Annotated in this window: 21 protein-coding genes and 2 pseudogenes; 10 read left to right on the top strand and 13 right to left on the bottom strand. The window is 61.9% G+C overall.

The window, feature by feature from the left end:
- Nucleotides 1–212 precede the first annotated feature (212 nt).
- Genes ACRYA2_RS14800 through ACRYA2_RS14790 form a run of 3 tightly spaced genes read right to left on the bottom strand, consistent with a single transcriptional unit; the run spans nt 213 to nt 2,778 of the window.
- Entirely contained in the window at nt 213–1,391 is a 1,179-nt protein-coding gene (locus tag ACRYA2_RS14800; RefSeq protein ID WP_433629580.1) for a thiolase domain-containing protein, read from the bottom strand.
- A complete protein-coding gene (locus ACRYA2_RS14795; RefSeq protein ID WP_433629577.1) occupies nt 1,388–1,801 on the bottom strand; it encodes a Zn-ribbon domain-containing OB-fold protein in 414 nt (137 codons plus the stop codon). The genes ACRYA2_RS14800 and ACRYA2_RS14795 overlap by 4 nt, the downstream gene beginning before the upstream one ends.
- The gene (locus tag ACRYA2_RS14790; RefSeq protein WP_433629575.1) at nt 1,801–2,778 is read right to left on the bottom strand and encodes a hypothetical protein; all 978 of its coding nucleotides are present in this window, start codon (nt 2,776–2,778) and stop codon (nt 1,801–1,803) included. Before ACRYA2_RS14790 ends, ACRYA2_RS14795 begins: the two co-directional genes overlap by 1 nt.
- Nucleotides 2,779–2,907: 129 nt before the next feature.
- On the opposite strand from ACRYA2_RS14790, the gene ACRYA2_RS14785 reads away from it, so the two are divergent.
- Nucleotides 2,908–3,870: an FAS1-like dehydratase domain-containing protein gene (locus ACRYA2_RS14785; RefSeq protein ID WP_433629572.1), complete on the top strand. Its 963-nt coding sequence runs from the start codon at nt 2,908–2,910 to the stop codon at nt 3,868–3,870.
- On the opposite strand, the gene ACRYA2_RS14780 is transcribed toward ACRYA2_RS14785, so the two are convergent.
- From ACRYA2_RS14780 to ACRYA2_RS14755, 6 genes are all read right to left on the bottom strand, one after another.
- Nucleotides 3,855–4,559 (bottom strand): ABC transporter ATP-binding protein, encoded by a 705-nt coding sequence (locus ACRYA2_RS14780; protein ID WP_433629569.1) that lies wholly within the window; start codon nt 4,557–4,559, stop codon nt 3,855–3,857. The genes ACRYA2_RS14785 and ACRYA2_RS14780 overlap by 16 nt on opposite strands.
- Nucleotides 4,556–5,314, bottom strand: coding sequence for an ABC transporter ATP-binding protein (locus tag ACRYA2_RS14775; RefSeq protein WP_433629566.1), 759 nt, complete (start codon nt 5,312–5,314; stop codon nt 4,556–4,558). Before ACRYA2_RS14775 ends, ACRYA2_RS14780 begins: the two co-directional genes overlap by 4 nt.
- Nucleotides 5,304–6,446 (bottom strand): branched-chain amino acid ABC transporter permease, encoded by a 1,143-nt coding sequence (locus ACRYA2_RS14770; protein WP_433629563.1) that lies wholly within the window; start codon nt 6,444–6,446, stop codon nt 5,304–5,306. Before ACRYA2_RS14770 ends, ACRYA2_RS14775 begins: the two co-directional genes overlap by 11 nt.
- A gap of 4 nt (nt 6,447–6,450) precedes the next feature.
- On the bottom strand, nt 6,451–7,311 hold the full coding sequence (locus ACRYA2_RS14765) for a branched-chain amino acid ABC transporter permease (protein WP_433629560.1): 861 nt from the start codon (nt 7,309–7,311) through the stop codon (nt 6,451–6,453).
- A gap of 9 nt (nt 7,312–7,320) precedes the next feature.
- Nucleotides 7,321–8,529 carry an ABC transporter substrate-binding protein gene (locus ACRYA2_RS14760; protein ID WP_433629557.1) on the bottom strand — a complete coding sequence of 403 codons (1,209 nt, stop codon included), beginning with the start codon at nt 8,527–8,529 and terminating at the stop codon, nt 7,321–7,323.
- Between the two features lie 346 nt (nt 8,530–8,875).
- A complete protein-coding gene (locus ACRYA2_RS14755; RefSeq protein WP_433629554.1) occupies nt 8,876–9,652 on the bottom strand; it encodes an SDR family NAD(P)-dependent oxidoreductase in 777 nt (258 codons plus the stop codon).
- 129 nt (nt 9,653–9,781) lie between these two features.
- Here ACRYA2_RS14755 and ACRYA2_RS14750 point away from each other — a divergent pair, with 129 nt between their 5' ends.
- From ACRYA2_RS14750 to ACRYA2_RS14735, 4 genes and pseudogenes are all read left to right on the top strand, one after another.
- Entirely contained in the window at nt 9,782–11,329 is a 1,548-nt protein-coding gene (locus tag ACRYA2_RS14750) for a class I adenylate-forming enzyme family protein (protein WP_433629551.1), read from the top strand.
- Nucleotides 11,326–12,009, top strand: a complete 684-nt coding sequence (locus tag ACRYA2_RS14745; RefSeq protein WP_433629548.1) for an HAD family hydrolase — start codon at nt 11,326–11,328, stop codon at nt 12,007–12,009. Before ACRYA2_RS14750 ends, ACRYA2_RS14745 begins: the two co-directional genes overlap by 4 nt.
- 41 nt (nt 12,010–12,050) lie before the next feature.
- Nucleotides 12,051–12,341 carry an MBL fold metallo-hydrolase gene (locus tag ACRYA2_RS14740; RefSeq protein WP_433629545.1) on the top strand — a complete coding sequence of 97 codons (291 nt, stop codon included), beginning with the start codon at nt 12,051–12,053 and terminating at the stop codon, nt 12,339–12,341.
- 280 nt (nt 12,342–12,621) lie between these two features.
- A pseudogene (locus tag ACRYA2_RS14735) lies at nt 12,622–13,219 on the top strand (N-acyl homoserine lactonase family protein); the annotation flags it as partial.
- Between the two features lie 5 nt (nt 13,220–13,224).
- Here the strand turns inward: ACRYA2_RS14735 and ACRYA2_RS14730 are convergent.
- The gene (locus ACRYA2_RS14730) at nt 13,225–14,019 is read right to left on the bottom strand and encodes an enoyl-CoA hydratase/isomerase family protein (protein WP_433629542.1); all 795 of its coding nucleotides are present in this window, start codon (nt 14,017–14,019) and stop codon (nt 13,225–13,227) included.
- A gap of 231 nt (nt 14,020–14,250) precedes the next feature.
- Here ACRYA2_RS14730 and ACRYA2_RS14725 point away from each other — a divergent pair, with 231 nt between their 5' ends.
- Both ACRYA2_RS14725 and ACRYA2_RS14720 read left to right on the top strand, forming a co-directional pair.
- Nucleotides 14,251–14,676, top strand: coding sequence for a PaaI family thioesterase (locus ACRYA2_RS14725; protein WP_433629539.1), 426 nt, complete (start codon nt 14,251–14,253; stop codon nt 14,674–14,676).
- 946 nt (nt 14,677–15,622) lie between these two features.
- Nucleotides 15,623–18,139: an efflux RND transporter permease subunit gene (locus ACRYA2_RS14720; RefSeq protein ID WP_433629536.1), complete on the top strand. Its 2,517-nt coding sequence runs from the start codon at nt 15,623–15,625 to the stop codon at nt 18,137–18,139.
- Nucleotides 18,140–18,334: 195 nt separating this feature from the next.
- Here the strand turns inward: ACRYA2_RS14720 and ACRYA2_RS14715 are convergent, their stop codons facing one another.
- A complete protein-coding gene (locus tag ACRYA2_RS14715; protein WP_433629534.1) occupies nt 18,335–18,970 on the bottom strand; it encodes a helix-turn-helix domain-containing protein in 636 nt (211 codons plus the stop codon).
- Nucleotides 18,971–19,109: 139 nt separating this feature from the next.
- Between ACRYA2_RS14715 and ACRYA2_RS14710 the strand changes: the two genes are divergently transcribed.
- The 3 genes and pseudogenes from ACRYA2_RS14710 to ACRYA2_RS14700 all read left to right on the top strand — a co-directional run bounded on the left by ACRYA2_RS14710 (nt 19,110) and on the right by ACRYA2_RS14700 (nt 24,317).
- Nucleotides 19,110–20,378, top strand: coding sequence for a hypothetical protein (locus ACRYA2_RS14710; protein WP_433629531.1), 1,269 nt, complete (start codon nt 19,110–19,112; stop codon nt 20,376–20,378).
- A gap of 836 nt (nt 20,379–21,214) precedes the next feature.
- A complete protein-coding gene (locus ACRYA2_RS14705) occupies nt 21,215–22,528 on the top strand; it encodes an MFS transporter (RefSeq protein ID WP_433629528.1) in 1,314 nt (437 codons plus the stop codon).
- A 116-nt stretch (nt 22,529–22,644) separates the two neighbouring features.
- Nucleotides 22,645–24,317 (top strand): annotated as a pseudogene (locus tag ACRYA2_RS14700) (transposase).
- Between the two features lie 322 nt (nt 24,318–24,639).
- On the opposite strand, the gene ACRYA2_RS14695 reads toward ACRYA2_RS14700, so the two are convergent.
- The gene (locus ACRYA2_RS14695) at nt 24,640–26,025 is read right to left on the bottom strand and encodes a phenylacetate--CoA ligase family protein (RefSeq protein WP_433629525.1); all 1,386 of its coding nucleotides are present in this window, start codon (nt 26,023–26,025) and stop codon (nt 24,640–24,642) included.
- 102 nt (nt 26,026–26,127) lie between these two features.
- Entirely contained in the window at nt 26,128–26,850 is a 723-nt protein-coding gene (locus ACRYA2_RS14690; RefSeq protein WP_433629522.1) for an MBL fold metallo-hydrolase, read from the bottom strand.
- Between the last annotated feature and the right edge of the window lie 20 nt (nt 26,851–26,870).

Raw genomic sequence — 26,870 nt, 5'->3', positions numbered from 1 at the left:
AAGGTTTATGAATGGTTGGTATATAACCGAACTCCTTACCTACGTTATAGGTTTCGGGTGATTCGATTAGTACTGTCAACCAACCTTCGGCCGGTCTCGGTCGGCGCTCGGCGACGACCGGCGCGGCCGCGCTCGGTCGGGGTCGACGACCCGTCGCGTCGGAGCGTTCGGCTTGCGACGCTCGAACACGTCCGCAGCAGGTAGTTCCGTCACTATCGAGTCGCCGAGGGCCGGTCCCGACTGAGGATGTTCACGCAGGAGACGCTCCCGGTGGCGTTCCGGCCGATGCCAATGTTGTGCTGGAGACCGTACTCCGGGTCGTTCTCGACCTGGACGGCGCCGGCCTCGCCGCGGAGCTGTTCGTATATCTCGTTCACCTGCGCGACCCCGGTCGCCCCGATGGGGTGACCCTTCGCGAGCAGGCCGCCGGACGGGTTGACCGGCTTCTCGCCGTCGAGCGCCGTCGCGCCCTCCTCCGCGAACTGACCGCCGTCCCCCTTCTCGCAGAAGCCGAGATCCTCGTACGTGACCAGCTCGGTGATGGTGAAACAGTCGTGGACCTCCGCGACGTCGATGTCGTCGGCGGTGATGCCAGCCTGTTCGTAGGCCCGTTCTGCGGCCATCGTCGTCGCCGGGAACCCGACGAGCGATTCGTCGTTCGCCCGGAGGAAGCTGTCGGTCGCGAGCCCGCTCCCGGCGGCCCATACCGGGTCGTCCGTGTACTCGTCGACGACGTTCTCGTCGACCACGATGGTCGCCGCAGCGCCGTCGGTCACCGGACAGCAGTCGTACAGGTTCAACGGATACGTCACCTGCGGACTCTCGACGACGTCCTCGACGTCGCACGTGAACCGATAGTGGGCGTGGGGGTACTTCGACCCGTTCTCGTGGTTCTTGACGCTGACTTCGGCGATCTGTTCGCGAGTCGTCCCGAACTCGTGCATGTGCCGGGTCGCGCGGAGGCCGAAGAACGCCGGCATCGTGACACCGCGGCCGCGCCACACCTGTTCGAGCGACGCGCCCTCGATGAGACCGCCGGCGGAGTCGCGCATCTTCTCGACGCCGAGCACGAGCGCCACGTCGGTCTCGCCCGCCCGGACCGCCTGGACGGCGCCCCTGAACGCCGTGCTGCCGGTCGCACACGCGTTCTCGACCCGCGTCGCCGGCATGTCGAACAGGCCGGTAGCGTGCGCGAGGCCGAGTCCGCTCGACGCGTTCTCGGCGATGTCGAGCGTTCCGAACCAGGCGGCGTCGATATCCTCCGGACTGATACCGCGGTCGACGTCTTCGAGCGCGTTCAGGTACGCGCGCTCGGCCATCTCGTCCACGGACTGCTCGAACAGCTCTCCGAAGTCGATCATCCCGGCGCCGACGACGGCGACGTCCCTCATAGCCGGTCACCTCGCGAGCGCTTGAACTTGAACGAGTGGACGGGCAGCCCGGAGAGCTCGAAGACGGTCCTGAAGTCCGCGACGACCTCCATGCCGACGTCCATCTCGTCCGGGGTCGTCTCCGTGAACAGCCCGTACACGCGCGCCGGTTCCCCCTCCCCTTCCTGCGGGACGTCCACGATTCCGAGCGGGAGCGGCGTCTCGAACTCGTCGGGGAGCCGCTGCTGGACGACGTACGACTGGACGACTCCGCGCTCCTGGAGGCGGACGTCGTCCCATTGGTCGCGCTCGCCGCAGCGTTTGCAGACCGCGCGGAACTCCGGAAAGGCGACGAAGCCACACGACTGGCACTCCCGGGCCAGCAGTCGTTCATTGGCCTCGCGGTCACGGACGAACGGCGGTTCGTGCATTAGCCCTCACCCCCGGCCTGCTCGCAGTAGGCACGGTACTTGCCGTACGGTACGTATTCCTTGCTGTCGATGTAGTCATTCACCGTCATCTCCGGTCGCCTCGCTTCGGTCACGTCGAACAGAACTGCGTCACTCCCACCCGGTCCGTACGAGACGACGAGAGCGGTCTCGCCGTCGCGTGCGGCGTCGAGCGTCGCCGCCGTATCGAGGAGGACGCCGCCCGCTCCCGCGTATCCGACCTCGTCGAACGTCCCGTGTCGCGTAACGTCGACCTCGAGCATGCGAGCGGCTCGCCCGCCCCACCCGCCGTCGGGTGCCGGGAAGGCGGCGTGGTCCGGAGCGATATCGCCGAGCGCTTCGACCGCACCGGCCACGGCGTCGAGGTAGTTCGTCCGATTGAACCGGGCGTCGCCGGTGACGGGCGACTCGCCGGCGCGCCTGAACCGCCCGACGAACCCGGTCGTGTTGCTCCCGGTGGCCACGAGGTCGGCGATGCCGTCGCCTGAACCGAGGACAACTGCACCGGCGCCCGCGCCCGCGGTCCGTTCGGCGTCCGTGCCCGGATCGGCTGAGAGACCGTCTGCCGCGACGACGAGAACCGTGTCCACGCGACCGGTCTCGACCGCGTCTCTTCCGGCCAGGAGTGCGTCTGTTGCGGCCCGCGCGGACCCTTGGAAGTCCCCGGTTCGGACGCGACCGGTCGCACCGACCGCGTGTCCGATGTGGGCGGCGACGCCGCGTTCGTCGAACCGGTCCGACGTCGTCGCCGCGTACACGATGTCCAGGTCAGACCCGTCCACGTCGGCGTGCGAGAGAGCGTTCTTCGCGGCGTTCGTCCCGAGCGTGACGACGTTCTCGTCGTGTGCCGGGACGGCAGTCTCACCGCCGCTGGCATGGTCGCCATGCTGTTCGGCGATGCTGGCCCGCTCGATGCGGTAAAGGGGGACGTATGAACCGTATCCCCGTATCGAGGCCATGATTACCAATCACTGGTATTCGCAGCACAATAAATTCCAGTGGTAAACTCACCTCTGTTCAGGTTAGCATAAATAGTGAATGGTCGGTTTTGGAAATACGTTTTTATCGCTTGGAGTGGAAGAGCGAGTATGCCGAGTCGGCCACTCAGGGACATCGAAGCGCAGGTCGGGGAGACCAACCGCACGGTCGAGGGATTCCGCGTCGAACCCGGAAAGGTCGCCGAGTTCGCACGAGCGATTCACGATCCAAGTCCGCTGTACCTCGACGACCAAGCGGCGCGTGACGCCGGCTTCGAGCGAGTCCCCGCACCGCCGACGTTCACCCGAACCTCCTTCTTCCCGCACCATCGACCCCCGGACATCGACTCGGAGTTCGGGTTCGACCTCGGCTTCCGTCGCGAGTTCGTCCTCCACGGCGAACAGCACTTCCGGTACGAGCGTCCGTTGTTCGTCGGCGACGAACTCGTCGGCGACACGACGCTCGAAGACGTCTACCAACGGGAGGGACGCGACGGCGGAACGATGACGTTCGCCGTCTTCCGAACCGACTTCTACGAGGCAGACGGCGGCGATCTCGTTCAGTCGGTCTGGAACACCCGCATCGAGACCGACGGCGCACCCGCGGACGACGGCGGGACGCCTCGCGGCGAAATCTCGCCAACCGAAACCGAATCGGAGCCCCCCTTCGAGGTCGACGCGACCGGTCCCACCGTCGAGATACCAGCGTTGGAGCGCCGTGACTTCGTCCAGTACGCCGGCGCGAGCGGCGACTTCAACCCGATACATTACGACGAACCGTTCGCGACCGACGTCGGCCACCCAAGCGTGTTCGCACAGGGGATGTTCAGTGCGGGCGTCGCCACCCGGCTGCTTCGGGAGTGGTTCGGACTCGCCCGGCTCGAAGCCTATCGAACCCGGTTTACGGCCCGCGCGTTCCCCGGCGACGTCCTCTCGGTGCGCGGCCGCGTCGAGGATGCGGCCGCGGCCGACGAGGGTCGTCGCGTCACGGCGTCGCTGGAAGTGGTCGCGGACGACAGCCGGAAGGTCGTCGACGGCGACGCAACCGCCGTCGTCGCTCACCCACCGAGGTAGGCCGTTCGGATATACTCGTCCCCGCGGAGCGTCTCGGGGTCGCCTTCACGCTCGATCGTACCGTTCTCGAGGAGATAGACGCGGTCAGCGTGGTTCATCGTGAACGTCACGTTCTGTTCGGCGAGGAGCACGGTCACGCCGGAATCTCGAATCGTGTCGAGTCCGTCGCTGATGTCCTGTAGTATGACCGGTGCGAGTCCGAGCGTCGGCTCGTCGAGGATGAGCACGTCCGGGTCGCCCATGAGCGCGCGTCCGATGGCGAGCATCTGCTGTTCGCCGCCGCTCATCGTCCGGGCGTTCTGGTCGGCGCGCTCCGCGAGCGTGGGGAAGAGGTCGTAGACGAAGTCGAGGCGGTCGTCGACGCCGTCCTGCTGTCGATACGCGCCGAGTTCGAGGTTGTCCTCGACCGAGAGGTGACCGAAGAGGTCGCGGCTCTCGGTGCAATGGACGAGTCCGGCTTCGACGAGGTCGGACGGACTCGCGTCGCCGACCTCCTCGCCCCGGTACTCGACGTGCCCGGCGTAGTCGTGGAACCCGGAGATGGTCTCGACGAGCGTGGTCTTGCCCGCGCCGTTCGGCCCGATGACGCCGACGATTTCGCCGTCCTGCACGTTCGCGGTGATGCCGCGAAGCGCGGCGACTTCGCCGTATGAGACGCTGACGTCGTCGACGGAGACGACTGCGCTCACAGGTCACCACTCCCGAGATACGCTTCCTGGACGGTCTCGTCGTCTCGAATCTCCTCCGGGGCCCCTTCGGCGATCTTCGCGCCGAACTGGATGACGACCGCGCGGTCGATGAGCGAGAGGAGCCCGCGCATGTTGTGGTCGACGACCACGAGCGTCACGCCGTCGTCCCGTAGCGAACGGAGGAGGTCGGAGAGGTCGACGACCTCCTGACTGGACAGGCCGGCGAACGGCTCGTCGACGAGTAGCAGGTCGGGGTCGGTCGCGAGCGCACGGGCGAGTTCGAGACGGAGAAGGCCCGCGTGCGGGAGCTCGTCCGGGAACTGGTCGACGCTGTCGCCGAGTCCCACGCGCTCGCAGATGTCGGTCGCACGGGTGAGCGTCTCGCCACGCAGGCCCGAGAGCGAGAAGATTCGGTCCGGGGCCAATGCGATAGCGACGTTCTGTCGCACCGACCGGTCGTCGAGTGGGCGGAACGATTGGAACGTCCGTGCCATGCCTCGCTGGACCATCTCGTGCGGTGACTCGCCGGTGACGTCCTCGCCGTCGTACCACACCGTGCCGGCGGTCGGCGGGTACTTTCCCGTGACGCAGTTGAACGTCGTCGACTTGCCCGCGCCGTTCGGGCCGATGAATCCGAGTATTTCGCCCTCCTCCACGGTGATGCTGAGATTGTCGACGGCGGTGAGACCGCCGAACTCCTTCCGGAGGTCGTCGAGGACGAGAATGCCGTCCGACGGCTCCGACTCAGCGCTCACTGTCCTCACCTCCGAACGCCTCCATCGCGTCGCGATAAGCGTCGAGCGTCCGTTCGAGCGGCGTCTGCCCTCCGTCTGCGACCGGTTTCGGCTCGCCGCTCACGATGCCGCGTCCGCGTGCGATTCCCCAGCGGAGGAGGCCGCCGGGAAGGAAGAACAGCAGCGCGAGGGTGACGAGCGAGAACAGCAGGAGGTCCAGCGACGCGACCTGGACGTTCACGACGGGAACGGTCGTCGTCACCGTTGAGAGCCATTCGCGGAAGAGGCTGAAGAACAGCCCGCCGAAGGCCGCGCCCGTGATGGTTCCCATCCCGCCGACGATGCTCGCGATGATGACTTCGACGCTGACGCTCATCACGAGCAACTGGCTCGGCTGGGGTTTTCCGACCGTGTAAACGAAGACCGCGCCCGCGAGGCCGCCGATCGCCGCGGACAGCACGAACGCGAAGATCTTGAACTTCGCCGGATTGATGCCGGCGGCCGCGACGGCCGCTTCGTCCTCCCGGATCGCCGTGAAGATGGACCCGGCATCCGAGCGCGTCACCGCGAGTAAGATGCCGAGGATGAGAACGAACAGCCCAAACGCGACGTAGTAGTCCACGATGGCCTGGCCGGTGAACCCGGACACCGGTAGCACGGGGTCCGGACTCGGGAGTCCCAGCTCACCCCCGAACGTGTCGCTGAACACGATGAACAGTTGCAAGAGGATGAGCGGGGCGACGAGCGTGATGAGCGAGAGGTATGGCCCCTCGAGGCGGAGCGCCGGGACGCCGATGAGAACGCCCGCGAGCGCCGCGAAGGCCGTCCCCAGGAGAATCGCCACGACCGGCGTCACGCCGAATTCGAGGTTCAACAGGGCGGAGCCGTAGCCGCCGACCCCGAAGAACAGGGCGTGACCGAAGCTGATCTGGCCCGTGTAACCGGACACGACGTCCCAGCTCATCGCGAACATCGCGAAGAAGAGCGCGGTCGTGAGCGTGACGACTGCCAGGATACCCTGTCCTTCCCCGAGGAGCATCCGGAGCCAGAACGGCGCGAGCGCGAGCAGGACGAGCGCCAGAAACCCGATCTGGTACCGGGGCGCGAACGAGACGAACTCGAACCGGCGAGAGCGTTCGACGTCTTCGCTCATGGAATCACTCCGCTAGCTCCCGGCCGAACAGGCCCTCTGGTTTCACGAGCAGGATGACGACGAGGACGACCAGCGACGCCAGCCCGCTGAGGCTCGAATCCACGTAGGAGACGGTGAACACCTCGAGGAAGCCGATGATGTACGCGCCGATGAGGCTTCCGCGGATGGAGCCGATACCGCCGAGGACGACGATGGAGAACGAGAGCACGAGCGGGCTCCGGCCCATCGCCCAGCCGGCGGTCTGGATGGAGCCGAGGAAGACGCCGGCGAGGCCGGCGAGCGCCCCGGCGATTACCCACGTGTAGAGGTACATCCGATCGGTCTCGATGCCGACGATCGACGCGCCGCGGTTCGACATGCTCGTCGCGAGTATCGCTTTGCCCGTCTGGGAGTAGTTCACTAGCGCGAAGAGGACGCCGATGACGATCCAGGAGAGCGCGAACGCCAGCACTCGGTTGCGTTGGATACCGCCGAGGAGGGCGAGTTGGCCGCCGAGGAGCGACGGGATGGCTCGCGACTGCGTGCCGACGAGTATCTTGACGACCTCCTCGACGACGATGGCGGTCACGAGGGTCAGAATCATCACCGTGATGGGGTCGTCCTGAACGCGGCGTATCAACCCAAGGTACAGCACGGCTGCGAAGGCGGCTGGCACGACGAGCGCCGCGAGTGTGGCCACCCAGATGCTGGCTCCGAGGACGCTGGTGACGAAGTAAGCCGTGAACGCGCCGACGGTGATGGTGGCGCCGTGACTGAGGTTGAGCACGCCGCCGACGCCAAAGATGAGCGTGAACCCGATGGCGACGAGCGCGTAAAGCGCGCTGATGAGACTGGCGTTGACGACGGTGTTGAGGATGCCCGTCATTGGTACTGTTCAGATCCATGGCGGTTTCTTGTACGACCCCGTGGCGACGTCTGACGGCCAGACGGCCTGCTGGACGCCGCTTCCGCTGTTCTCCTGCCACTGTAGCCAGATTGGCCAGACGGCGTCCTTTCCGTACACCACGTCGTGCGGGTATTTCTCGTTCTTCCCGTAGTACTTCAGAATCCCCGTCGTCCCCGTGTACGTGGACGATTCGAGTTTCGGAATCACCTTCTTGGCCTTCCGAGAATCGGCGGATTTGGCAGCGGCCGCGTACTGCTTGACCGCGTCGAACGTGATGTAGCCCGTGTACACCGGGTACTTGCCGTACTCCTTCTCGTAGCTGTTCGTGAACGGAACCGTCTTCTTCGTGACCTTCGCGTTCGGAGTCGCGGAGTTCTGGGTGAGCGCGTAGCGGCAGGCGCCGTCGGTCGACCCGTAGTAGGACGGGAACTGCATCGGGACGTGGATGCCGCCGAACTCGAACTGGCGCTGTTGCTTCTTCCACTGGACGACCGCGGCCGTCCCGGTGTGGGCCATGACGACGTACGCAGCGTCCACGCCGGCGCTCTCGATGTCGTCGTAGATGGACGAGAAGTTCTTCGTTCCGCTTGCGTACCGCTTGGTGATGGGAACGTCGACGCCTGTGTCGCTGAGCTTGTTCTTGAGAACGCTCGTGACCGGCTTCGTCCACGTGTAGTCCTCGGCGAGGACGGCAACGGAGCTCCAGCCCATCGAATCGAACTGGGATTTCGCGAAGTCGACCATGTTCGTGCCGAGATAGTGGGAGTTCACCGGGCCGGTCCGGAAGAAGTACTTGTACTTCTCGTAATCGTGTTTGACCTTCGTGGTCGCTTCCGGCGTTGCCGCGCCGGTCCCCATGTGGACGGTCTGTTGCTGTGCGATGGAATCCATCACGTTCAGCAGCACTTCGCTGGTGAATATGCCAGTCGTGAAGTCGACGCTCTCTCCGACGGTAAGTTCCTGATACTTGGACTTGCCCGTCGACGGATCTTCCTTGGTGTCTTTGACGATTACCTTTACGTCTTTTCCAAGCACGCCCCCGTTCTGGTTGAGCTGCTTGGCGGCGAGTTTCGCGCCATTTGCGATGGACCCGCCGATGGGGTTTTTCGAGGGCTCGGGGGCGAGTACTCCGATCTTCACCGGGCCTGACGGACCGCCGTCTCCACTGCTGCTACCGAGGCAGCCGGCGAGACTCATGGTTCCTACGACGCCTGTCGTCTTCAACAGTGCCCGCCGTGACGACGTCCGTGATTCTTCCCCTGTTCGCCTTTCGCTTCTATTATCTTTACTATCACTCGGCATTTTGGGTGTTTGATTACTATTGTTAACCATGCTCTGGATTGAGTATCGGAGAGGTTCGACTTAAATATAAGGGTTGGTATCACACGACAAGGAGGCAGACGACGGGCAGCATCACGGCCACGGCGAACGCTACCGCGTCACCTTCCATCGGTCGAGGGGAACCATGCAGAGCGAACTCGAACGCTCTCGACGCGTCGCTCGTCGTGCCGAAGAAAACTACGGGGAAAGCGCCTAGCGCCCGCTACACCTCCGTCGTCTCCTCGATGCGCGGGACGCCCTGTGCCGTGATAGTCTCCCCGACAAGATAGGAGCTTGCGGAGCTGGCAAGGAACTGCGCGACGTCTGCTATCTCCGCGGACGTCCCGATCCGTCGTTCGACCTCGTCCCGGTCGATGTCGTCGGCGGAGACGCCCATCTGCGATTCGACCCCTGGCGTGGCGACGAATCCGGGCGCGATTGCGTTCACCCGCACGTCGTCGCTCGCCCACTCGTAGGCGAGCGTCGTCGTGAGGTTGATGACTGCCGCCTTCGCAGCGCCGTAGTGGCTCATCATCGGCGATCCGCGTTGTCCGGCGACGCTCGCCAGGTTGATGACGGTGCCGCCGTCGTCCTGACGCATGTGTTCTCCGGCGACCTGTGTGCAGTGGTACGTCCCGGTCAGGTTGATGTCGACGATGGTCTTCCAGCCGTTCGGACTGATGTCCTCGAACGGGGCCATGAAGCTCGCGCCCGCGTTGTTGACGAGACAGTCGATGCTTCCGAACTCGTCGACCGTCGCCTCGACGAGCGCGTCGACGGCGTCCCGGTCGGTGACGTCGCACTCGACGGCGATGGCGGTGCCGCCGTCCGCCTCGTTTATCGTCTCCGCGACCGGGTCGACGTTCCCCTGTTCACGCGAGCAGACGACGACGTCGGCGCCCTCCTGGGCGAACTGTTCGGCGATTTCGCGTCCGATACCGCTCGACGCTCCCGTGACGATGGCCGTCTGTCCCTCGACGCTGAACCGGTCGTTCGTCATGCTCCACCTCGTCCCGCAATTACCGTTATCATCGTTAATACATCCCTCCTCTTCTTCGACAACGTTAATAAATACACCCTATTCATCGACCTCCGTTAAGATAATGTGTGATAACGTCCACCATATGATATGGATATACCAGAATCCCTTCGAGCCACCGAGGCGCACAACGCTGCTCGTCTCTTCGAAGCGACGGCTGACCGCCGCGGTGACGCGGTCGCCGTCAAGATGGACGGCCGCGAACTCTCGTACGCGACTCTCGACGACCGCGCCGCCGCGTTCGCAGGTGGACTACACGACCGGGGATTCGAGCCCGGCGACAGACTCCTCCTGTATCTGCCGAACTGTCCGGAGTACATCGTCGCCATCCTCGGTGCGTTACGAGCCGGGGTCGTCGTCTCGCCGGTCAATCCGCAGTACAAAGCACGCGAACTGGCGCACCAACTTGAAGACACGGACGCCTCCATCGTCGTCACGCATCCGGGACTCCGCGACCAACTCGTCCAGGCGTGCGACGAGACGGGTCGCGACCCGACCGTCGTAACGCTCGACAATTCCGGCGACGTCGCCTTCGAGGATGTAGACGGCGATTCCGTGTTCCTCGAACGCGACGGTGACGACACGGCGATGCAACCGTACACGTCCGGGACCACGGGCCGACCGAAGGGCGTCCTCGTCACCCATCGAAACCTCCGCGCACAGGCGTACTCGGGGTTCCAGTTCACGGAGCAGTCCCCCGACGAGCAGCGCGAACTGGCCGCGCTTCCGCTCTATCACATCACGGGATTCATCCACTCGACCTGGCAAGCGCTGATTCGTGGTGGAACCGTTCACCTCCGGAATCCGGCCGAGTGGGACGCCGAGGAGGCGATGCGAATCATCGAGGAGTACGAGATAACGGGCTTCGTCGGCGTCGCTGCGATGTTCGTCGACATGGTGAACGACGAGTCGTTCGGCGAGTACGACCTGTCAAGTCTCGACACGATTAACGAAGGCGGTGCCAAGATGCCGGTCGCCGTTCAGGAGGCGTTCGAACGAACGGCCGGCGTCGAGATGTCGGAAGGATACGGGTTGACAGAGACGACGGCGGCGACCCACACGGGCGTAGGGTCGACGTTCGGAACGAAACACGGCTCCATCGGTCAGCCACTCCGGATGACCGACTGCAAGATAGTCGACGACGCCGGCGAAGAGCTCCCGCCGGGTGAGACGGGTGAACTCCTCGTCCGCGGGCCGCAGGTGATGAAGGGCTACCACGACCGGCCGGACGCGACCGCCGAGGCGTTCACCGACGAGGGCTACCTGCGGACGGGCGACCTCGCACGGAGGGACGCGGAGAACTACTACGAGATCGTCGACCGTAAGAAGCACATGATCAACACCGCCGGCTACAACGTCTACCCGAGCGAGATCGAGGAACTCCTGTACGAGCATCCCGACGTCGCCGATGCCGCCGTCGTTGGTATCCCCGACGACCGTCGGAACGAGACCGTCAAAGCGTTCGTGGTGCCGACGGCGGCCGACGCAGTGACGGCCGAAGAGATCCGGGAGTTCTGTCTCGACAACCTCGCAGCATACAAGCATCCCCGCGAGGTCGTGTTCGTCGACGAGTTACCACGGACGGCAAGCGGGAAGGTCCAGAAGTTCAAACTCGTCGACGCGGAGACCGCCGAATGACTCGCTACGACGCCGTCTTCTGGGACATCGGCGGCGTGCTCCTCGACGTTTCGTCGGTGCGGGCGGCCCACGCGGCGTTCGTCGAACGGCTCGTCGACCGCCGCGGCGGGTCGATGGACGCCGACGAAGCGCTCGAGGTCTGGCGACGCGCAGTCGGCCAGCATTTCGAGGAGCGCGACGGGACCGAGTTCCGGTCGGCGCGGACGGCGTACGCCAAGGCGACAGAAACGGTTCTGGGAGGGTCGGTTTCGGAGGACGAGTGGTTCCCGCTCTTCCGCGCGACGGTACGCGACTATCTCCGTCCCAACCCTGGTGCCAGCGAGGTCACTGCACGGCTGGCAGATGCGGGCGTCTATCAGGGTATCGTCAGCGACGTGGACGCCGAAGAGGGGGAGTTCCTCCTCGACCACCTGGACGTTCTCGCCCACGTCGACGACGTGACGACGTCGGAGGAGGTCGGTCGGACGAAACCCGACTCGGCGATGTTCGAGGCGGCGCTGGAAAAGAGCCCCGTCCCGGCCGAGCGCACGGTGATGGTCGGGGACCGGTATGAACACGACATGGCCGGTGCCGCCGAGCACGGTATTCGGCCCGTGAGTTACGGTGCGGACGACGGCCCGGCGGTCGAGTACGTCGCCGACGATCTCTGGGACGTCCTCTCGATAGTTACCGCTGACTGATACTCCCGAACGATTATTGCAGTAAAACATTATTTATATCAATGGTGAACGCTACCATATCCCCGATTCACCGCGGACACATCCGAACGGATATAAACCACATCGTCGAGGGCTACCGACTCGGATCCAGCGCGGAACCGAATCCCGACGCACCGATGGACGAAGGCATCGTGTACAACCTCGTCATCGACCACCCCGAGGCCACCATCCTCTGGGACACCGGGTCACACCCCGACGCCGGGAACGGCCACTGGCCCGCTCCTCTCTACAAGCTGAGTAGGGCGAGTGCCTCGGGACGTGACCCCGAGGGTGAAGCCCGTCAACAGGTTTAACGTACCACGTCTCGTACCGTAGTTTAACGACCGTGACGTGGGTTAAAGACCTTAATCCGAAGCGGTCGTTCTCGGAAGTTTGGAAATGCGACTCCTCTCAAAACCCGCCATCGGCGGTGAGACGGGAGTGGTCGGGTCGTGGTGGAGCGACCGATCCTCACGGACACCAGCGAGGTGTTCGGGTGTTACTTCCAACCAACCCAGTTCGGGAAGGTCGAGGGGAATTAAATTCGCCTGCGTCTGTCCGTCCGTTTCTGGACGACACAGACAAAACGGTGAAGCCTCGGGGCGTGTCCCCGAGGTACTTCACGCGGCCTTCGAACATTACGACGCGGACGAACACCCCCTGCCCGACGCCCTCGACGACGCGGGCTACGCGCTGTCGGATATCGACGCCGTCGTCGCGAGCCACCTCCACCTCGACCACGCCGGGGGACTCCACCACTTCGACGAATGGACGTCCCGGTCTACGTCCACGAGGAGGAACTGAAGTACGCCTACTACAGCGTGAAGACAGACGAGGGCAGCGATGCCTACGTCCTCGACGACTTCGACCACGACCTCGACTGGCAGGTCGTCCATCGACCGGTTGAAACCCCTTCGAGGACGTGCAGTTCGTCCACCTGCCGGGGCACACGCTGGGACTGATGGGACTCCAACTCGACCTCGACAGCGGGACGGTCCTCGTCGCGGGTGACGAGGTCTACCGCCGGACGAACTACGACGAGGAAGTCCCGCTGGGAGCCGGACTGCTCTGGAGCAAGCGACACTGGTACGAGAGCCTCCGCGAGCTCAAGGAGCGCGAGCGCCGCCACGACGCGACGGTGCGCTGCGGCCACGACGAGAACGACCTCGGGAGGCTCGAGACACCCCTGTAGAACCACTAACGGCCCTCGAACTGGGGGTCCCGGTCTTCGAGGAACGCCTCGACGCCTTCGGCGTGGTCCTCCGTTTCGAAGACGATGCCCTGCGCCGTCGCCTCGTCCACCATCGCGCGGTCGAGCGACTTGTCGAGGCCCTCGCGGAGCAGGCGTTTCGCGTGTCGGAATGCGACGGTCGGACCGCTGGCGACCCGGCCGACAAACTCGGCGACGCGGTCGTCGAACTCTTCGTCCGGATAGACGTGATTGAACAGACTGAGGTCGGCCGCCCGCTCGGCGTCGACCACCTCGCCGGTGTAGACGAGTTCCTTCGCGACGTTCTCCCCGACGATGCGCGGCAACAGGTACGACGTACCGGCGTCGATGCTCAGTCCGACCTGGCGGAAGAGAAATCCGATGCTCGCCGACGCGCTCGCCAATTGGACGTCACAGGCGATGGCGAGGTTCGCCCCCGCGCCGACCGCCGGGCCGTCGATCTTCGCGACCGTCGGGTACGGACACGTGACGACGCGAGCCATCGTCTCGCTCGTCGTGCGTTCGAGTTCGGCGACAGCGTCGTCGAGTGACCCGTTGTTTTCGAGCCGCTCGTGCATCTGCTTGATATCGCCACCTGCGGAGAACACGTCTCCCTCCCCTTCGACGACGACACATCTGACGTCGTCACGGTCTTCGAGAGCGGCGAGGTGCTCCTGGAGGCCGTCGGATATCTCTCGCGTGAGTGCGTTACGGTCGTCCGGCCGGTTCAACGTGAGCGTTGCGACGCCGTCGCTGACAGTCATGATCACGGGGTCAGTCACGGTAACACCCCTCTCTGTTTCTGTCGCATACGGCATCTCTCGTCGTATTATGGAATAAAAGTTCGGGAGAAAGTGAACAGTGTTGGACTAGATGGCTTATTGAATTACTACTGTTATCGGACCTGGCAAAGACTTACGGTGGTCGGTCTTCGAGTATCCAACGAACACGATGACGACTGCTCGTCTTCTCAGGAAGGGACATCGAGACCACCGACACGAGGCAGGTTCAGCATGACCGAACGCGAACTGCTCCAGTCGTTCGTGGACGAACACGGCTACCTCTCGTGGCTCGGTCTCCGCGTCGAAACCGTCGGCGACGGACGCCTCGAGATGCGGATTCCCTTCGACGAGAAGCTTCTCAATCCGGTCACGGAACGAGACGTCATCCACGGCGGCATCGCCGCGACGCTCGTGGACACGGCGAGCGGGTTCGCACTGCGGACGACGCTGGACGACCCGGAAGCCGCACACTTGGCGACGACCGACCTCAACGTCTCGTACATCCGCCCCATGGGTAACGACCTCCTTGCGGAAGCCACCGTCGTCCGGTCCGGCGATTCGATGGGCGTCGTCACGGTCACCGTCTGGACAGTAGACCCCGACGGACAACGGACGGAAGTAGCCGTGGGTCGCACGTCCTATCGGCTCTTTCGGTGACGCCGTCGACGTGCGACGCGTCGCTCATTCCGTCGCGATCGCCGACCAATCGGGGGTCCCCGTCATCGGAATCAGGTGAAGAGCGTCCAGCGGCCGACGAACTCCCAATATCAGGTCGCTGAAGACGTTGCACACACCTGCGGCAGCGACTGTCCACCTGACTCCACAGCGCCCCACGTCGGCGGAGAGAGAAGACACTCAGAACATATCCCTGTCAAGAGCATGGAGCAATCCCAGAAGGAGCGCAAGAGAGGAGTTACCGGCTTCGACGGGATCAAGAGAACACCCATTGCCGCAAGGTCGACGTCCTCCACGGGCTTTCACCCATGGGATCTCGCTCTGGAATTGTGGTGGACAACCGCCTCCCAAGGTCCACTCCCACTTAGCGGGCCCTATAGATGCACTGGTGAAAAAGCTCGTTTTCTCCCACGGATAGGGCTGTGGCGCGGTCACAGACACCCCAACGGAACGGAACTGATGTCTTCGCCGTGCAAGGAATCGCCCCCGACCGTTCCTTGGCACTCCTCGTCTGTTCGGAGACGAACTCAGTGAGAGGCCGTCGCAGTCCAACCACTGCCCGCCACGAACTCGATCACAACGGCGGGAACGCCACCCATCCACACACAATGCGCGGACCGATGCATCGTACCTACTGCTTCTCTGCTGCCTGCAGACGTGGGGCTGCGCTATCCGTCTGTCGCAATGTCGTACCCCTGAAAACCGGGGGCGGGTCCCTCCGAACAAGAGCAAGCGCTTGACAAACTATTGTCGTTCGTTGACGACTATGAGTCGGTCGTCGCGGCCGATTGACGCCATTCTCCGCCTCCCGTCAACCGCCTCTCTCAGGATGAAGTAGTCATGTATAGAGTTGTCGTCTGGGTTCCGGCCCCACAACAAATATAAATTTATAAAGGTATATTATCTGAATAGAGTCGTAAAGCGAACTATGGCACGCGACAGACTGACGAAAGCAGTAGACTTCGTCACTGGCCACCCGCGCATCACGATACTGGTGATGGTTCTCCTCTCGGCACTGGTGTTGGCTGGGATTCCCCAGCTCGACACGGAAAGTCAGGCCAGCGCTGACTCCGACGCGTTCAACGACGTGGAACGTGTCAAGAAGTCACAGTACATTCAGAAACATTTCGCGCAGACTACCGACAGACCGAACCGGACGTTCGAGATGGTATACGTCCGGGACGACGACGGCAATGTCCTCTCGAAGAAGTCCCTGCTAGCCGGGTTGCGATACCAGCAGGCAATACACGAGAACGCAACCATCAGCACAGCACTCCACGAGGACGGCGTCACGGGTATCGCAAACCTCGTTGCCAAACGCGCGGCGGGCAACCAGAGTGCGTCCCTCGACGAGCAGATTCGGGCACTCGAGAACACGAGTCCCGCCGACGTCGAACGGCTGGTCGAACAGACCCTGACGAACGACCGGCGGGCGCTGCGATTCCTCCCAGCCGACCACGACCCCGCAGACGCGACGGCGACCGACCGCCGAATGCTGGTCGCACTCGACACCGACGTCTCTAACGCGACGCTCGACAACGCGAGCGCAGCCCTCTACAAGAGCGCGTCTGAACGGTCCGACTCCGGGTTCTTCGTGGTGAACTCCCACGCGTGGAACACTTACAGCGATCACTTCTTCGGCCAGATGATAGAACTGGTCGTGCCCGCGGCGCTAGCGTTCATCCTCGTCGTCCTCGGGTTCGCGTACCGCGACCTGGTCGACGTCGTCGTCGGCATGGTCGGCGTCGTGCTCTCCGTGCTGTGGATGTTCGGCCTCCTGGGTTGGCTCGGCGTCGCCGCCGGCACCGTTAGCATCGTCCCCGTCGTTTTGGTCTCAGGACTGAGTATCGACTTCGGCTTCCACGTCTTCAACCGCTACCGCGAACAGCGCGGCGACGACGAGGGCATCCGCGCGCCGATGCGTCGCGGCGTCACGCTCGTCGCCACCGCACTCGTCCTTGTGACGGTCACGGCGGCCATCGGGTTCCTCGCGAACCTCTCGAACCCCCTGCCGCTCATCCGCAGCCTCGGCGTTTCCATCACGCTCGGCGTCGTCTCCGCACTCCTCATCTTCATCACCGTCGTACCTGCCCTGAAAATTGGCATCGACGGTCTGCTCGAACGCTTCGGTATCGACCGCGGCAAAGCCGCGCTCGGCGACGGCCGCTACCTCCGTCCAGTGCTCGCCCGAACCGTGGTGCTCGCACGACGCGGCGCACCCGTCGTTCTGGTTGCCGCCGTTCTCGTCGGTGCTGCCGGCGGCCTCGCCTGGATGGACCTCGACGAGGAGAGATACCAGCAGAGCAACGGCGAAGTCGCAGAGTGGAAACAGCAACTCCCCGGCCCCCTCGGCTGGGACACCCACCCCGTCGCCAGCCAGAGCAACCACGTCGAAGACGTCTACCAGCCCGCAAGCGCGGACGACGCCTTCCAGGAACCCATTCTGATAGAGGGCGACGTTACCAGCGACGATGCGCTCGAAGACCTCCAACGCGGCGTCGATGACGTCAGACAGCAGGACCTGCTCGTCGACCAGGCCGGCACCCGCGCGGTCCGGTCGCCGGTAACGGCGATGCAGGCCGTCGCCGCACAGAACCAATCGTTCGCTGCCGTGCTCCAGCGAGCCGACACTGACGGCAACGGCGTCCCTGACCGCAACCTCGAACAAGTGTACGACGCCTTCTACGCCGCCAACAGCGACGTCGCGAGTCGCGTCGTCGAACGCCGTGATGGAGAATATAAGTCCCTGCTCGTCACGCTCTCGCTCGATGCCGACTACGCCAACGCCGAGGAAGTCGTCGCACAACTCTCCGACAGTGCCGACGTCATGGAAGACGGCGACGAACGAACTGCGACTGTCGCTGGTAGCTTCGCCGTCAACGAGGCAGTGCTCGGCGAGATCGTCGATGGTATCCTCACGACAATGGCGCTCGCGCTCGTGGCCATCGTCTTGACACTCGCCGTCGTGTTCAAGTACATCCACGGCAGCGCCACGCTCGGATTGGTCGTCTCCATCCCCATCGCGCTGGTTCTCGGCCTCGTCATCGGCGGGATGTACGTCCTCTCGATTCCGCTGACGCTCCTGACCGCGCTTCTAATGAGCCTGGTCATCGGCCTCGGCGTCGACTACAACATTCACGTCGGCGACCGTTACGCCGACGAACGGCGTAACGGCGCGAGCACGTTCGAGGCGCTCGACGCCGCCGTCACCGGTACCGGCGGTGCACTACTCGGCAGCACCCTCACCTCTGCGGGTGCGTTCGCCACCATTATGCTCGTCCCTCACCCCCAGCTCCAGAGCTTCGGCGCCATCGTCGTCATCGCCATGACGACGGCGTTCGTCGTGAGCATCCTCGTCCTACCGAGCCTGCTCGTCCTCTGGGACCGCTACGTCCCTGCCACCGTAACGGCCGCTCCCACTACGAGCGACGCTCCCCAAGACTGACCACCACTACGGTGCTTCCCCGGCCTGCAAGTTGCCAGAACCGATATCTCACAGGGAAGACACGCTGCAGGCTAAATCAGCTGTTCCGTCTGCTTGCAATTAATTCACTGTGATGTTGAACAGTAACTCATCTGTTGTCACATACTGCCAAGGGAATGAAAGGCGGTATTCTCGTCGAATAACGAGAACAAGTCACTATACCGCGTTCGCCACGAACCAATCGATGATCTTTCCCTCGGCCCGGTGGAGGATGTCGCTCGCCGTGGCTTTCGAAATATTCATCGATTCCGCGACATCCGTCAACGTCGTCCGGCGAGGTGTCTCGTAATACCCCTGTTCGACGGCCGCGAGTAACACCTGTTGCTGGCGGTCGGTCAAGACGGATTCGGCGTCACTGTCGCTGATGCTTCGAACGTAGTCGATATCGAATTTGATTCCCGACGCCTCTAACTGTTCACCGAGAGCAGAGAGTCGATCCGAAGATGTCGTTAGCTCCCAACTCGCGGTGCCGTCGACGACCTCAAACGGGGTTTGCAACGGCACCCCAATCTCCTGAATCGGATCTAACAGCAGGGGATTCGATGTCTCGACTTGTAATAGCGCTTTGTCTTCGTCTTTCCAGAGTAGTTCGAGCATCGTGATATCCTCCTGATGCTCTATGTCTGCGAGCATCGGCACGGGATTTTTCGCCGTCACTTCAAGAAGCGCAACACTCGATTCACTCCCTGGAAGGACAGTGATGACTTTGAACACACAATCCGAATAGTCGTTCGAGATCTGAGATATCCACGACTCATCCGGAATGGTGATAGTGAATTTGGCTCGTGGCACTTGTTTCCTCCGTCAGTAACGCGTAGGCGATACACGTGCAAAGGGGCGGTTCCAAACATGTTCGCATCCCACCAACCTGTTCGCACGAACCATTGTCCGTTGTCCGCGACAAGAAACGATTACCGAGGTTCCAAAACGAATGCAAGCACGAAACAATCCGTTCTTCGTTATGGCAGGACTGTACCTGACGGTCGGGGTACTGGCCGTGGTCGGCAAACTCGCCATTGGAATTGACTTCATCGAACCACTTGTGCGACTTCGTTGGGTGATGATCCACCTGGTCACCATCGGCGGGATGACACAGGCGCTGTTCGGGGCGCTTCCCCACCTCGTCGGAAGCGTCGGCGGTTCGACGAGCAGTCTTTCATCCCGACTTCGCTGGTTACAGTGGATCTCCCTGAACGCAGGGTATCCGCTAATTCTGTACGGGATGACGACCGGTTCGAATCTCATAGCTGTCACGGGAGCGACCATCGTGCTGTTCGCACTGGCGCTTCTGTTGGTCACGGTCTATCGCGTCAGTGCCGGTTTGCACGGTTCGATGCTGAGCCGTTACTATCGCGTTGCACCGTGGTTTCTCGTCGTCGGCATCTTTGCAGCGTTCGGGATGTTGCTCAACATCCACGGTCCGGGTGGCTACTTCGGTTCGATAGAAGCGCACGTCCACGCGAACGTCTGGGGGTTCCTCGCCCTCGTCGTCGCTGCGACGTTGTTACATCTTATTCCCGCACTGGCGGGCACTGACCTCCGCTATCCTCGTCTAAAGCGGGTGACGTTCTGGGGCGTGACCATCGGCGCGATCGGTCTCGTCTCGGGCCCGTGGTTGGCGATGCACGTGCTGACCTTTACGGGACTCGCCATCTACGTGGTCGGAACGATTGCACTGTTGGCGAACATCGTCGGTACGAAGCGAGCGGGTGGCTGTACGAAAGATGCCCGAGTCGGCCATATTCTCGGCGCGTACGTATGGCTCGTCTTCCCGGTTCCGTGGGCGCCTCTCGTGCTTCTGTTTCCAAACGTCGTCCCTGGTCGAGCCATCGAAACGGCGGCCATCAACGGGTTGGTCTTCGGGTGGATGCTCCAGTTGGCGATGGCGTTCCTGCCGACCGTCGTTGATGCCTTCCAAGGTTCAGAGGGACTCGTGAATCTGAAGGGCGCAGTGGAGGCGAGTCATTATGCTCCGTCGTGGGCAGGGGTCGTCAGCATCAATCTCGGGATGCTCGCTCTTTGGGCGACGGCGTTCCCGGTGTTTTCGAACGTCGCAGAGCTGCTCAGTGTCGCTGGCTTCGCACTCATTGCCCTCCCATGGGCGGCGTTCGTCGTTCGACTGTGGCAGATGATCATAGGTGATGAACCACGTAGACGACGTGATGAACCAACTGATACGTCGGCATCGGCCGGTGACTGAGCACGACTATGTTGTACTGATAAAAACTCATATTATATTAATTCCGGAATTAACTATTAACAAAGGGTTTGTTTTTGACGTCACCTGGTTAATTTAGACCGTGCTTCTTTTCTGTAGTAGTTTCGGGCGACTCTCAATCCATGCCCGTGAAGACTGCCCCTCCCTCCGGACACTACAATGACATCTGCATAGTGTCATCGAATATGGAGGCCACCACCTGCAATGAGGCGATGACAGTCATACTCGATAGTCGTCAGAAAAGTGTCTTCGCGTCCAGTCATCGAATTTAACCGTCGTTTCGACTGGGAACCCTAATCTCAGAAGTTGCGACTGATTCGCTCAATGCAGAGCGAAACGTACGTCACTGTGACAGGCTACTCCCAATTTTGTTACATGATGTGTGTTATCCAATGACGTACGACTGTGCGTAACCGACACATATAAGAAATTGACCAGTGTTGGCTCACTCAGTTCCGTCTTATGACCCACTTGGCTGCACGTCCGTTCATTCCTCTCGTTGCAGTCGTCGCAACTGCATAGCGACGGCCGGATAGCAGCAGCACTCGGGTCGCCTCACTTCACTACGGGTTCCGTAGTCGCACTTACTCACCATGAACACCAACACAAATGCAGACCGCCATCGGGTCTCTGGTCGCCAACGATCAGACACTCTCTGGACGCCGAATCGATTCGCCCCACAAGCCAGCACCAGTCGATAGACTATCAGTAATTCTCTCTCCTGCCGCCCGGACCTACAGCTGTAATCCCTGCAGCGGTGGAAATTCGCTCGCGTTTGCTGATAACCTACTGATGTATATCTTGTTGGGGAGGTGGCCATGAGCCAGCAACAGGACGCAGTGGCCACTGCAGACACAGATAAATCGTCTCCCTGGAACAACCGGGATTTTCTCCGTCTGTTGTTCGGGCGGTTCGTCACGAACGCTGGCGATAGCCTCTACACGATTGCTGGCACATGGCTCGTATACGACCTCACGGGGTCGAGTTTCTATACGGGTCTTGCCGGAGCGTTGCTTCTCTTGCCGCCAGCACTTCAGTTCGTCTCTGGACCCCTCGTCGACCGATGGCCGCTTATCCGGACCCTCGTCTGGACACAGCTAATTCAGGCCGTTCTCATTCTATCGATACCTGTTGCGGCCTACTTCAATCGCCTCACTGTCGAGCTGGTTCTGCTGACGATCCCTCTCCTCTCGTTTCTGAATCAGTTCGTGTATCCAGCTCAGAACGCGGCGCTTCCTCGAATCGTCGATAAGAGCCAGTTGACTCGTGCCAACTCCGCGTTCTCGTTCGCCAATCAGGGAACGAACATGGTGTTCAATGCACTCGGTGGTGTCCTCATTGCTCTGATCGGAGCGGTCTCGCTGTTCGTTCTCGATTCAATCACGTTCGTCATCGCGGTTCTCTCGTTCGTCGGTATTACCGTTCCCGAGCAGTCCGAGAGGACCGACGAAACGGCTGCAATCGACGTTTCCGGATATCTATCTGACCTCCGAGATGGAGTGCAGTGGCTTCGAGGGACAGTGTTTACCGAAATGATGCTCACCACAGCGGTCACCAACTTCGGCACCGGTGTGATGCTCGCTGTTCTCCCAGCGTTCGCCGCTGCTCGTGGTGGCTCGATACTCTATGGAGCCTTACTCGGGGCGATCGGGGCCGGGGGGCTCACCGGCGCGCTGGTCGCCTCCCGACTGACCCACATCAGGTATGGCTCAATCCGAATCGTCGGACTCGGAATTGGATTCGTCATGTGGGTCGTTGCGGTCTACTCACCATGGCCGGCACTGACGGTCGTATTGTTTGCTCTGACGGGAGTTCCGATGGGTGTCACGAACGTGATGGGCCAGACGCTCATACAGACGGTCACCCCCGAGGACTTCCTTGGCAGGGTCACATCTGTTGACGCGAGCGTAGCAACTCTCACGGTGCCGTTCGGGTCGCTCCTCGGTGGAATTGCAGGGAGTACCTTCGGGGTCGTTCCGACGATGGTAGTCGCTACGTTCAGCTTTGCGTTCGTCAGTCTCTACTTTAGCCTCCGACCTCGCTTACGCCGTTTGCCAGCAGTTGACAATATTAAAGAAGAGAAGTTTGTCCGCCGCGAGACGGCTCCATCGCCGGCGAACAGCTCCGAGTAGGACAGTGCGAATCCTATTCTCTTACTTGGTTCGAGGAGGGGCTCTATGGATAGTTACTGGCTAGACGTATGACGATTGACCGGGAGCAAATCTCGGCAAAGGACATCGAAGAGGGATTGCGAGCATCCCGAACCGCTCGACGCGACGTTTTTCGAGCCCTCGCCCAAACCTCGTACCACGACTGGCCGGCGTATCGGTCGACCCCGCTGTACGATCGTCAGTCGCTCCCGGCCCTCGAAGAAGACGTCCGCACCGTCGCCAGCGAGTGGTTCACGCACGACGCTCACAAGTGCGTCGATGAGTTCGCCTGCCACCTACCGCTTGCGTACATGGACTTCCAGCCACACGACGGATACACCGGGCCGACGCAGTATGAGATGACGCCACTCGTCCGGGCGTTCTTAGTCAAAACACTCCAGGGTCGGGACCACGAGACTGCGCTCGTCGAGTATCTCCGCAACCACCCTAACCTACGCCAAAAACTCGGCTTCGAATCAGTACCCGACCAGTCGACGCTGTGGCGCAGTTGGCACGAGCGCTTCAGCACCGACCTCCGAGAAACCATCAAGACGGCTGCTCGGTCGGTTCTCTTCGCCGCTGACCGTGCGGGTGTCGATATCCCGCGTGAGCCAGAGCGCACGACGCCTCATAACGAGACAGAGAACGAGAACCCACCCACGGACCGCGCGGTCCTCAAACAGGCTGAAGCAGTTACTGACCACGTCCGCGATATCGTCTAACCGGCGTTCTCGCTGCCTCGTGGCTAGGGGTGTGAAATCCACGAGCACGCCTTCTAGGACCTCCAGATGTATCTGGGCCTGCGAGAGAATCTCGCGGCCAACGAGGGCGCGAGGGGTTCGTCGACGAGTCACAGCGCGAGCGGACACCACTGGGGCATGTCCACCGGAAACACATTCGCCGGCTCTCTATCGACCAGATTCGGGCGATGTACCGGGAGGCGATGAAGCGCCTGAACGACCGCCTCGAAGAGACTGACGCCTTTCATGGCGCGGGAATCGTCGCTATCGACATCACCGAGGCCGACCCGTTCACCGGCGACCGAACGGGCCACGAAGAGGAAATCATTGGCACCAAGGAGCAAAGCGACGAGTACGCCTACCAGTGGGCGACGATTCAGTTGGTCGGCAACGCGGTTCCGCTCGTCCTCGACGCCCGGCCTGTCCGGAACGGCGAGAGTCGTGTCGACATCGTCGAAGATCTCCTAGACAGTGCCTGAGACCTCGTCCAAGTCGACAACGTGCTGATGGACCGGGAGTTCGACAGCCAGCACGTTCTCGAAGCCATCTCTCAGCGCGGCCTCTCGTACGTTGTTCCGAAGCGGATGTACACGAGCGAACGGGGGCAGGCAAAACGGCTTCTCAAACGCGAACAGGACCGCTACGTTCTCGACCGCAAACTCCACCTCGGGAACAACGAGTGGCATGAAACGACGCTCATCTATCGTCGCAACGAGCGCTCGGAACACGACGATTACCGCCAGTACTCGGTGTTCATGTCGAATTAGAGGACGAGCTATCTTACCGAATATGCGTATCGCTGGGAGATCGAGCGGGGGTATCGGACGATCAAGCGGTTCATGCCCGCCACTACCTCCAAGAACTTCGTCCTCCGGTTTTTCTACTTCGCGTTCGCCTGTCTTCTCTACTCGATGTGGCGCGGCGTCGATCTCCTCGTGCAGGTCGAGTTGACTGGCGAATACGAGCGCTCACCGATGGTGACCGCCGACAACACACTCACGCTGCTGAAGAAGGCGCCGGGTATCGGATAACGTCGAGAAGCGCGCCGACCGCCCCGGTCGGGAGCGGCAGCGCTGACCAGACCGTCGAGTAAGTAGTGAAATAGTTGCAATTACAATACGAATCGACTCCCCACGGCGACGTCGAGAACGACTTCGTCAGTCGATTCGGTCGAAATCGCGCATCACAGACCCGCCGAACTCGCTGTAGTCGCAACTCCACGCGTGGCCGCAAAAGTTGAGACTGGGATTCTCAATGCATATGGTTCTCAAATCTCTTCGTGGTTGAGCATGATCTCTTCGTTGACTTACTCAGCAACATCGAATGCCCAAGATGGCGACTGAACGGAGTGAGTTACTTCTCTAATTCTGACCACACGTGCCGGAACTTCCCACTTCGTTCTTCTCGTTGTGGAGGCTTGGATGCCGCTTCGACAGTTATGCGGCTAATCCCGTGAGTACGAAGGAACGACTGGAGCTCCCGCTCGATATGCTTCCAGACCTCCTCCTCGGTTGCATCAGGAGTGACATCAAAGCGGACCTGAAGTGTCGTGGGGGCTGTGCGGATAATCTGGGGTCGATAGATACCCGGAACTTCTTCGACGACACTTGAGAGGGAGAGTGGGAAAATCGGGACCTCCTCTCCCTCATCGGTTTCGAACTGGAGGACGTCTCCTTGCCGTCCGCCGACTTCCATAATGGGGAATGCGCTCCCGCATGGACACCGCTCTTCGTACAGCGTGATGCTGTCTCCGAGATCGTACCGAACGAGCGGTTGCACTCGATTCGAGAGGCTCGTGATGAGGACGGTGTCCGACGGCGTCCCAGATTCGACCGGCTGATAGTCCTCGTCGACCGGTTCGACCACGACCCAGTCGGTATTGGCGTGGAGATTTCCGTGTTCGCACTCGACGGCAATCGGGACGAATTCCGTCGCCCCATAGAGTTCTCGGACCACACAATCGAAGGTGTCCCGGAGCATTCGCTTTTGGGTCTCAGAGATGGGTTCTGCCGTGGGGAGAACGAGTGCCGGGCTGATGTTGAGTCGACCATCCTGCTGGGCTCGCGCCAGCTCGACGAAAACGGTCGAGTAGCCTTCGAGGATGGCAGGTTGGTACTGGTTCAGATCGGAGATCAGGTCGTCGATCGGGCTCTTCGGAGAAAAGAGTCGAAGGCGACGCTCTCCATAGACGGATTCCCGACGCATCATCTCGAGACCGGCCGCACCGGCGAAGTGACCGCCCGAAACGGCGATAAGTCCGATGCGGAGATTCTGTGTGAAAAGTCGGGACAGTGACGAAATTCCGGCCATTGCGGGCACGATCCACCGATCACCCAGCACATCTGAAATGGTCCATGCGGTCTCATCCTGGACGAACACCCCCGGTTCCCCGGTCGTCCCAGACGTCGTCCAAACCGGATACATGCCGAGGAAGCGCTCGCCAATCTTCGTCTCGTCGGCGACGAACGCGTCGATCTCGCTTTTGGTTATTGCCGTGTCCGTGACGATGTCGTCGAAGTGTTCCATTAATATCGGCTTCGTCACCGGCGGGTACTGTGTGAGGTCGGTACTGCCCTCGGGCACGTCGGCGTAGTGTTGCTTATAGAACCGTGACTGTCGCCGGACGAACGAGAGCATTTCAGCGAGCCGTCGTCGCTCTCGAGCCTCTATCTCTGCACGGGTCGCTCTTCTGGTCCGCCACACGTCAAGCGTGATCTTTCCTCTCTCGATTGGATTCATCGGACTGGTGTTGGAACGCGGGGGAATTCTTCCGAGCCCCCCTCGTGTTCCCTGTCCACTTCGCGGCGAACGGACTTTGTTATTGGCCCGCCGAGCCAGCTGTTACCCGACGGTCCTCATGTCCCCCGGCCAGGGCTCACCATGTCCGGACAACAGCACGACCTCGCCACAGGAATCCAATTTTCGTATCGACGACCGCGCCTTCTCGGTGTCGTAGTGTATCGGTGGCAACACTGCCGGTTCAGTGTGGCGGCCAGTTCGCACGTTGTACGTCATCAGGGCGTCACCGCAGAAGAGCACAGCTCGATCGGGGAGATAGAACGCGGACGACCCGGCCGTATGGCCAGGGACGTGAATGACCATTGGGTGGCCAGGAACGTTGAGTTCGTCGCCGTCCTCAAAGATCTCGAACGCCGTGAGTTGTGGTACTGACCCGACCCCTGAACGGACAACTTCGACGAAGTACGCAAACGCCGGGGGCTTCCAGAGCACCTTCAAGAAGTCAAGCGGTGGGAGCGACCGGGAAACCGTGTTCGCTCGCTGCACATCGGCCGGGTGGATCCACACCGGCGCGTCAGCAGCTTGTCGAAGCCATTCGGCGAATCCGAGATGGTCGAGGTCGCCGTGGGTGATGAGGACCGCCGCAACGTCGGATACCGTGTGTCCGAGTGCCTCGACACCTTCGACGAGGAGGTCCCAATGACTGGGGAGGCCAGCGTCGACGACGGTGAGCGCATCGTCCTCCTCGATGATGTACCAGTTGATTCGGCGCGTCCCGAATCGATACACCCCATCGGCGACTTCGACGCCACGAACGAATTCCATACTGTACGTACGCACTCGAA

The sequence above is a fragment of the Halomicrococcus pelagicus genome, from assembly GCF_050954125.1.
This window is presented reverse-complemented; position numbering and strand designations above follow the sequence as displayed.

What these genes read in the sequence shown, in the direction of transcription:
- ACRYA2_RS14770 (WP_433629563.1), bottom strand. Translation starts at nt 6,446, where the DNA reads ATGAGCGAAGACGTCGAACGCTCTCGCCGGTTCGAGTTCGTCTCGTTC.
- ACRYA2_RS14745 (WP_433629548.1), top strand. Translation starts at nt 11,326, where the DNA reads ATGACTCGCTACGACGCCGTCTTCTGGGACATCGGCGGCGTGCTCCTC.
- ACRYA2_RS14740 (WP_433629545.1), top strand. Translation starts at nt 12,051, where the DNA reads ATGGTGAACGCTACCATATCCCCGATTCACCGCGGACACATCCGAACG.
- ACRYA2_RS14795 (WP_433629577.1), bottom strand. Translation starts at nt 1,801, where the DNA reads ATGCACGAACCGCCGTTCGTCCGTGACCGCGAGGCCAATGAACGACTG.
- ACRYA2_RS14725 (WP_433629539.1), top strand. Translation starts at nt 14,251, where the DNA reads ATGACCGAACGCGAACTGCTCCAGTCGTTCGTGGACGAACACGGCTAC.
- ACRYA2_RS14800 (WP_433629580.1), bottom strand. Translation starts at nt 1,391, where the DNA reads ATGAGGGACGTCGCCGTCGTCGGCGCCGGGATGATCGACTTCGGAGAG.
- ACRYA2_RS14710 (WP_433629531.1), top strand. Translation starts at nt 19,110, where the DNA reads ATGCAAGCACGAAACAATCCGTTCTTCGTTATGGCAGGACTGTACCTG.
- ACRYA2_RS14760 (WP_433629557.1), bottom strand. Translation starts at nt 8,529, where the DNA reads ATGAGTCTCGCCGGCTGCCTCGGTAGCAGCAGTGGAGACGGCGGTCCG.
- ACRYA2_RS14720 (WP_433629536.1), top strand. Translation starts at nt 15,623, where the DNA reads ATGGCACGCGACAGACTGACGAAAGCAGTAGACTTCGTCACTGGCCAC.
- ACRYA2_RS14790 (WP_433629575.1), bottom strand. Translation starts at nt 2,778, where the DNA reads ATGGCCTCGATACGGGGATACGGTTCATACGTCCCCCTTTACCGCATC.
- ACRYA2_RS14705 (WP_433629528.1), top strand. Translation starts at nt 21,215, where the DNA reads ATGAGCCAGCAACAGGACGCAGTGGCCACTGCAGACACAGATAAATCG.
- ACRYA2_RS14690 (WP_433629522.1), bottom strand. Translation starts at nt 26,850, where the DNA reads ATGGAATTCGTTCGTGGCGTCGAAGTCGCCGATGGGGTGTATCGATTC.
- ACRYA2_RS14755 (WP_433629554.1), bottom strand. Translation starts at nt 9,652, where the DNA reads ATGACGAACGACCGGTTCAGCGTCGAGGGACAGACGGCCATCGTCACG.
- ACRYA2_RS14750 (WP_433629551.1), top strand. Translation starts at nt 9,782, where the DNA reads ATGGATATACCAGAATCCCTTCGAGCCACCGAGGCGCACAACGCTGCT.
- ACRYA2_RS14695 (WP_433629525.1), bottom strand. Translation starts at nt 26,025, where the DNA reads ATGAATCCAATCGAGAGAGGAAAGATCACGCTTGACGTGTGGCGGACC.
- ACRYA2_RS14765 (WP_433629560.1), bottom strand. Translation starts at nt 7,311, where the DNA reads ATGACGGGCATCCTCAACACCGTCGTCAACGCCAGTCTCATCAGCGCG.
- ACRYA2_RS14785 (WP_433629572.1), top strand. Translation starts at nt 2,908, where the DNA reads ATGCCGAGTCGGCCACTCAGGGACATCGAAGCGCAGGTCGGGGAGACC.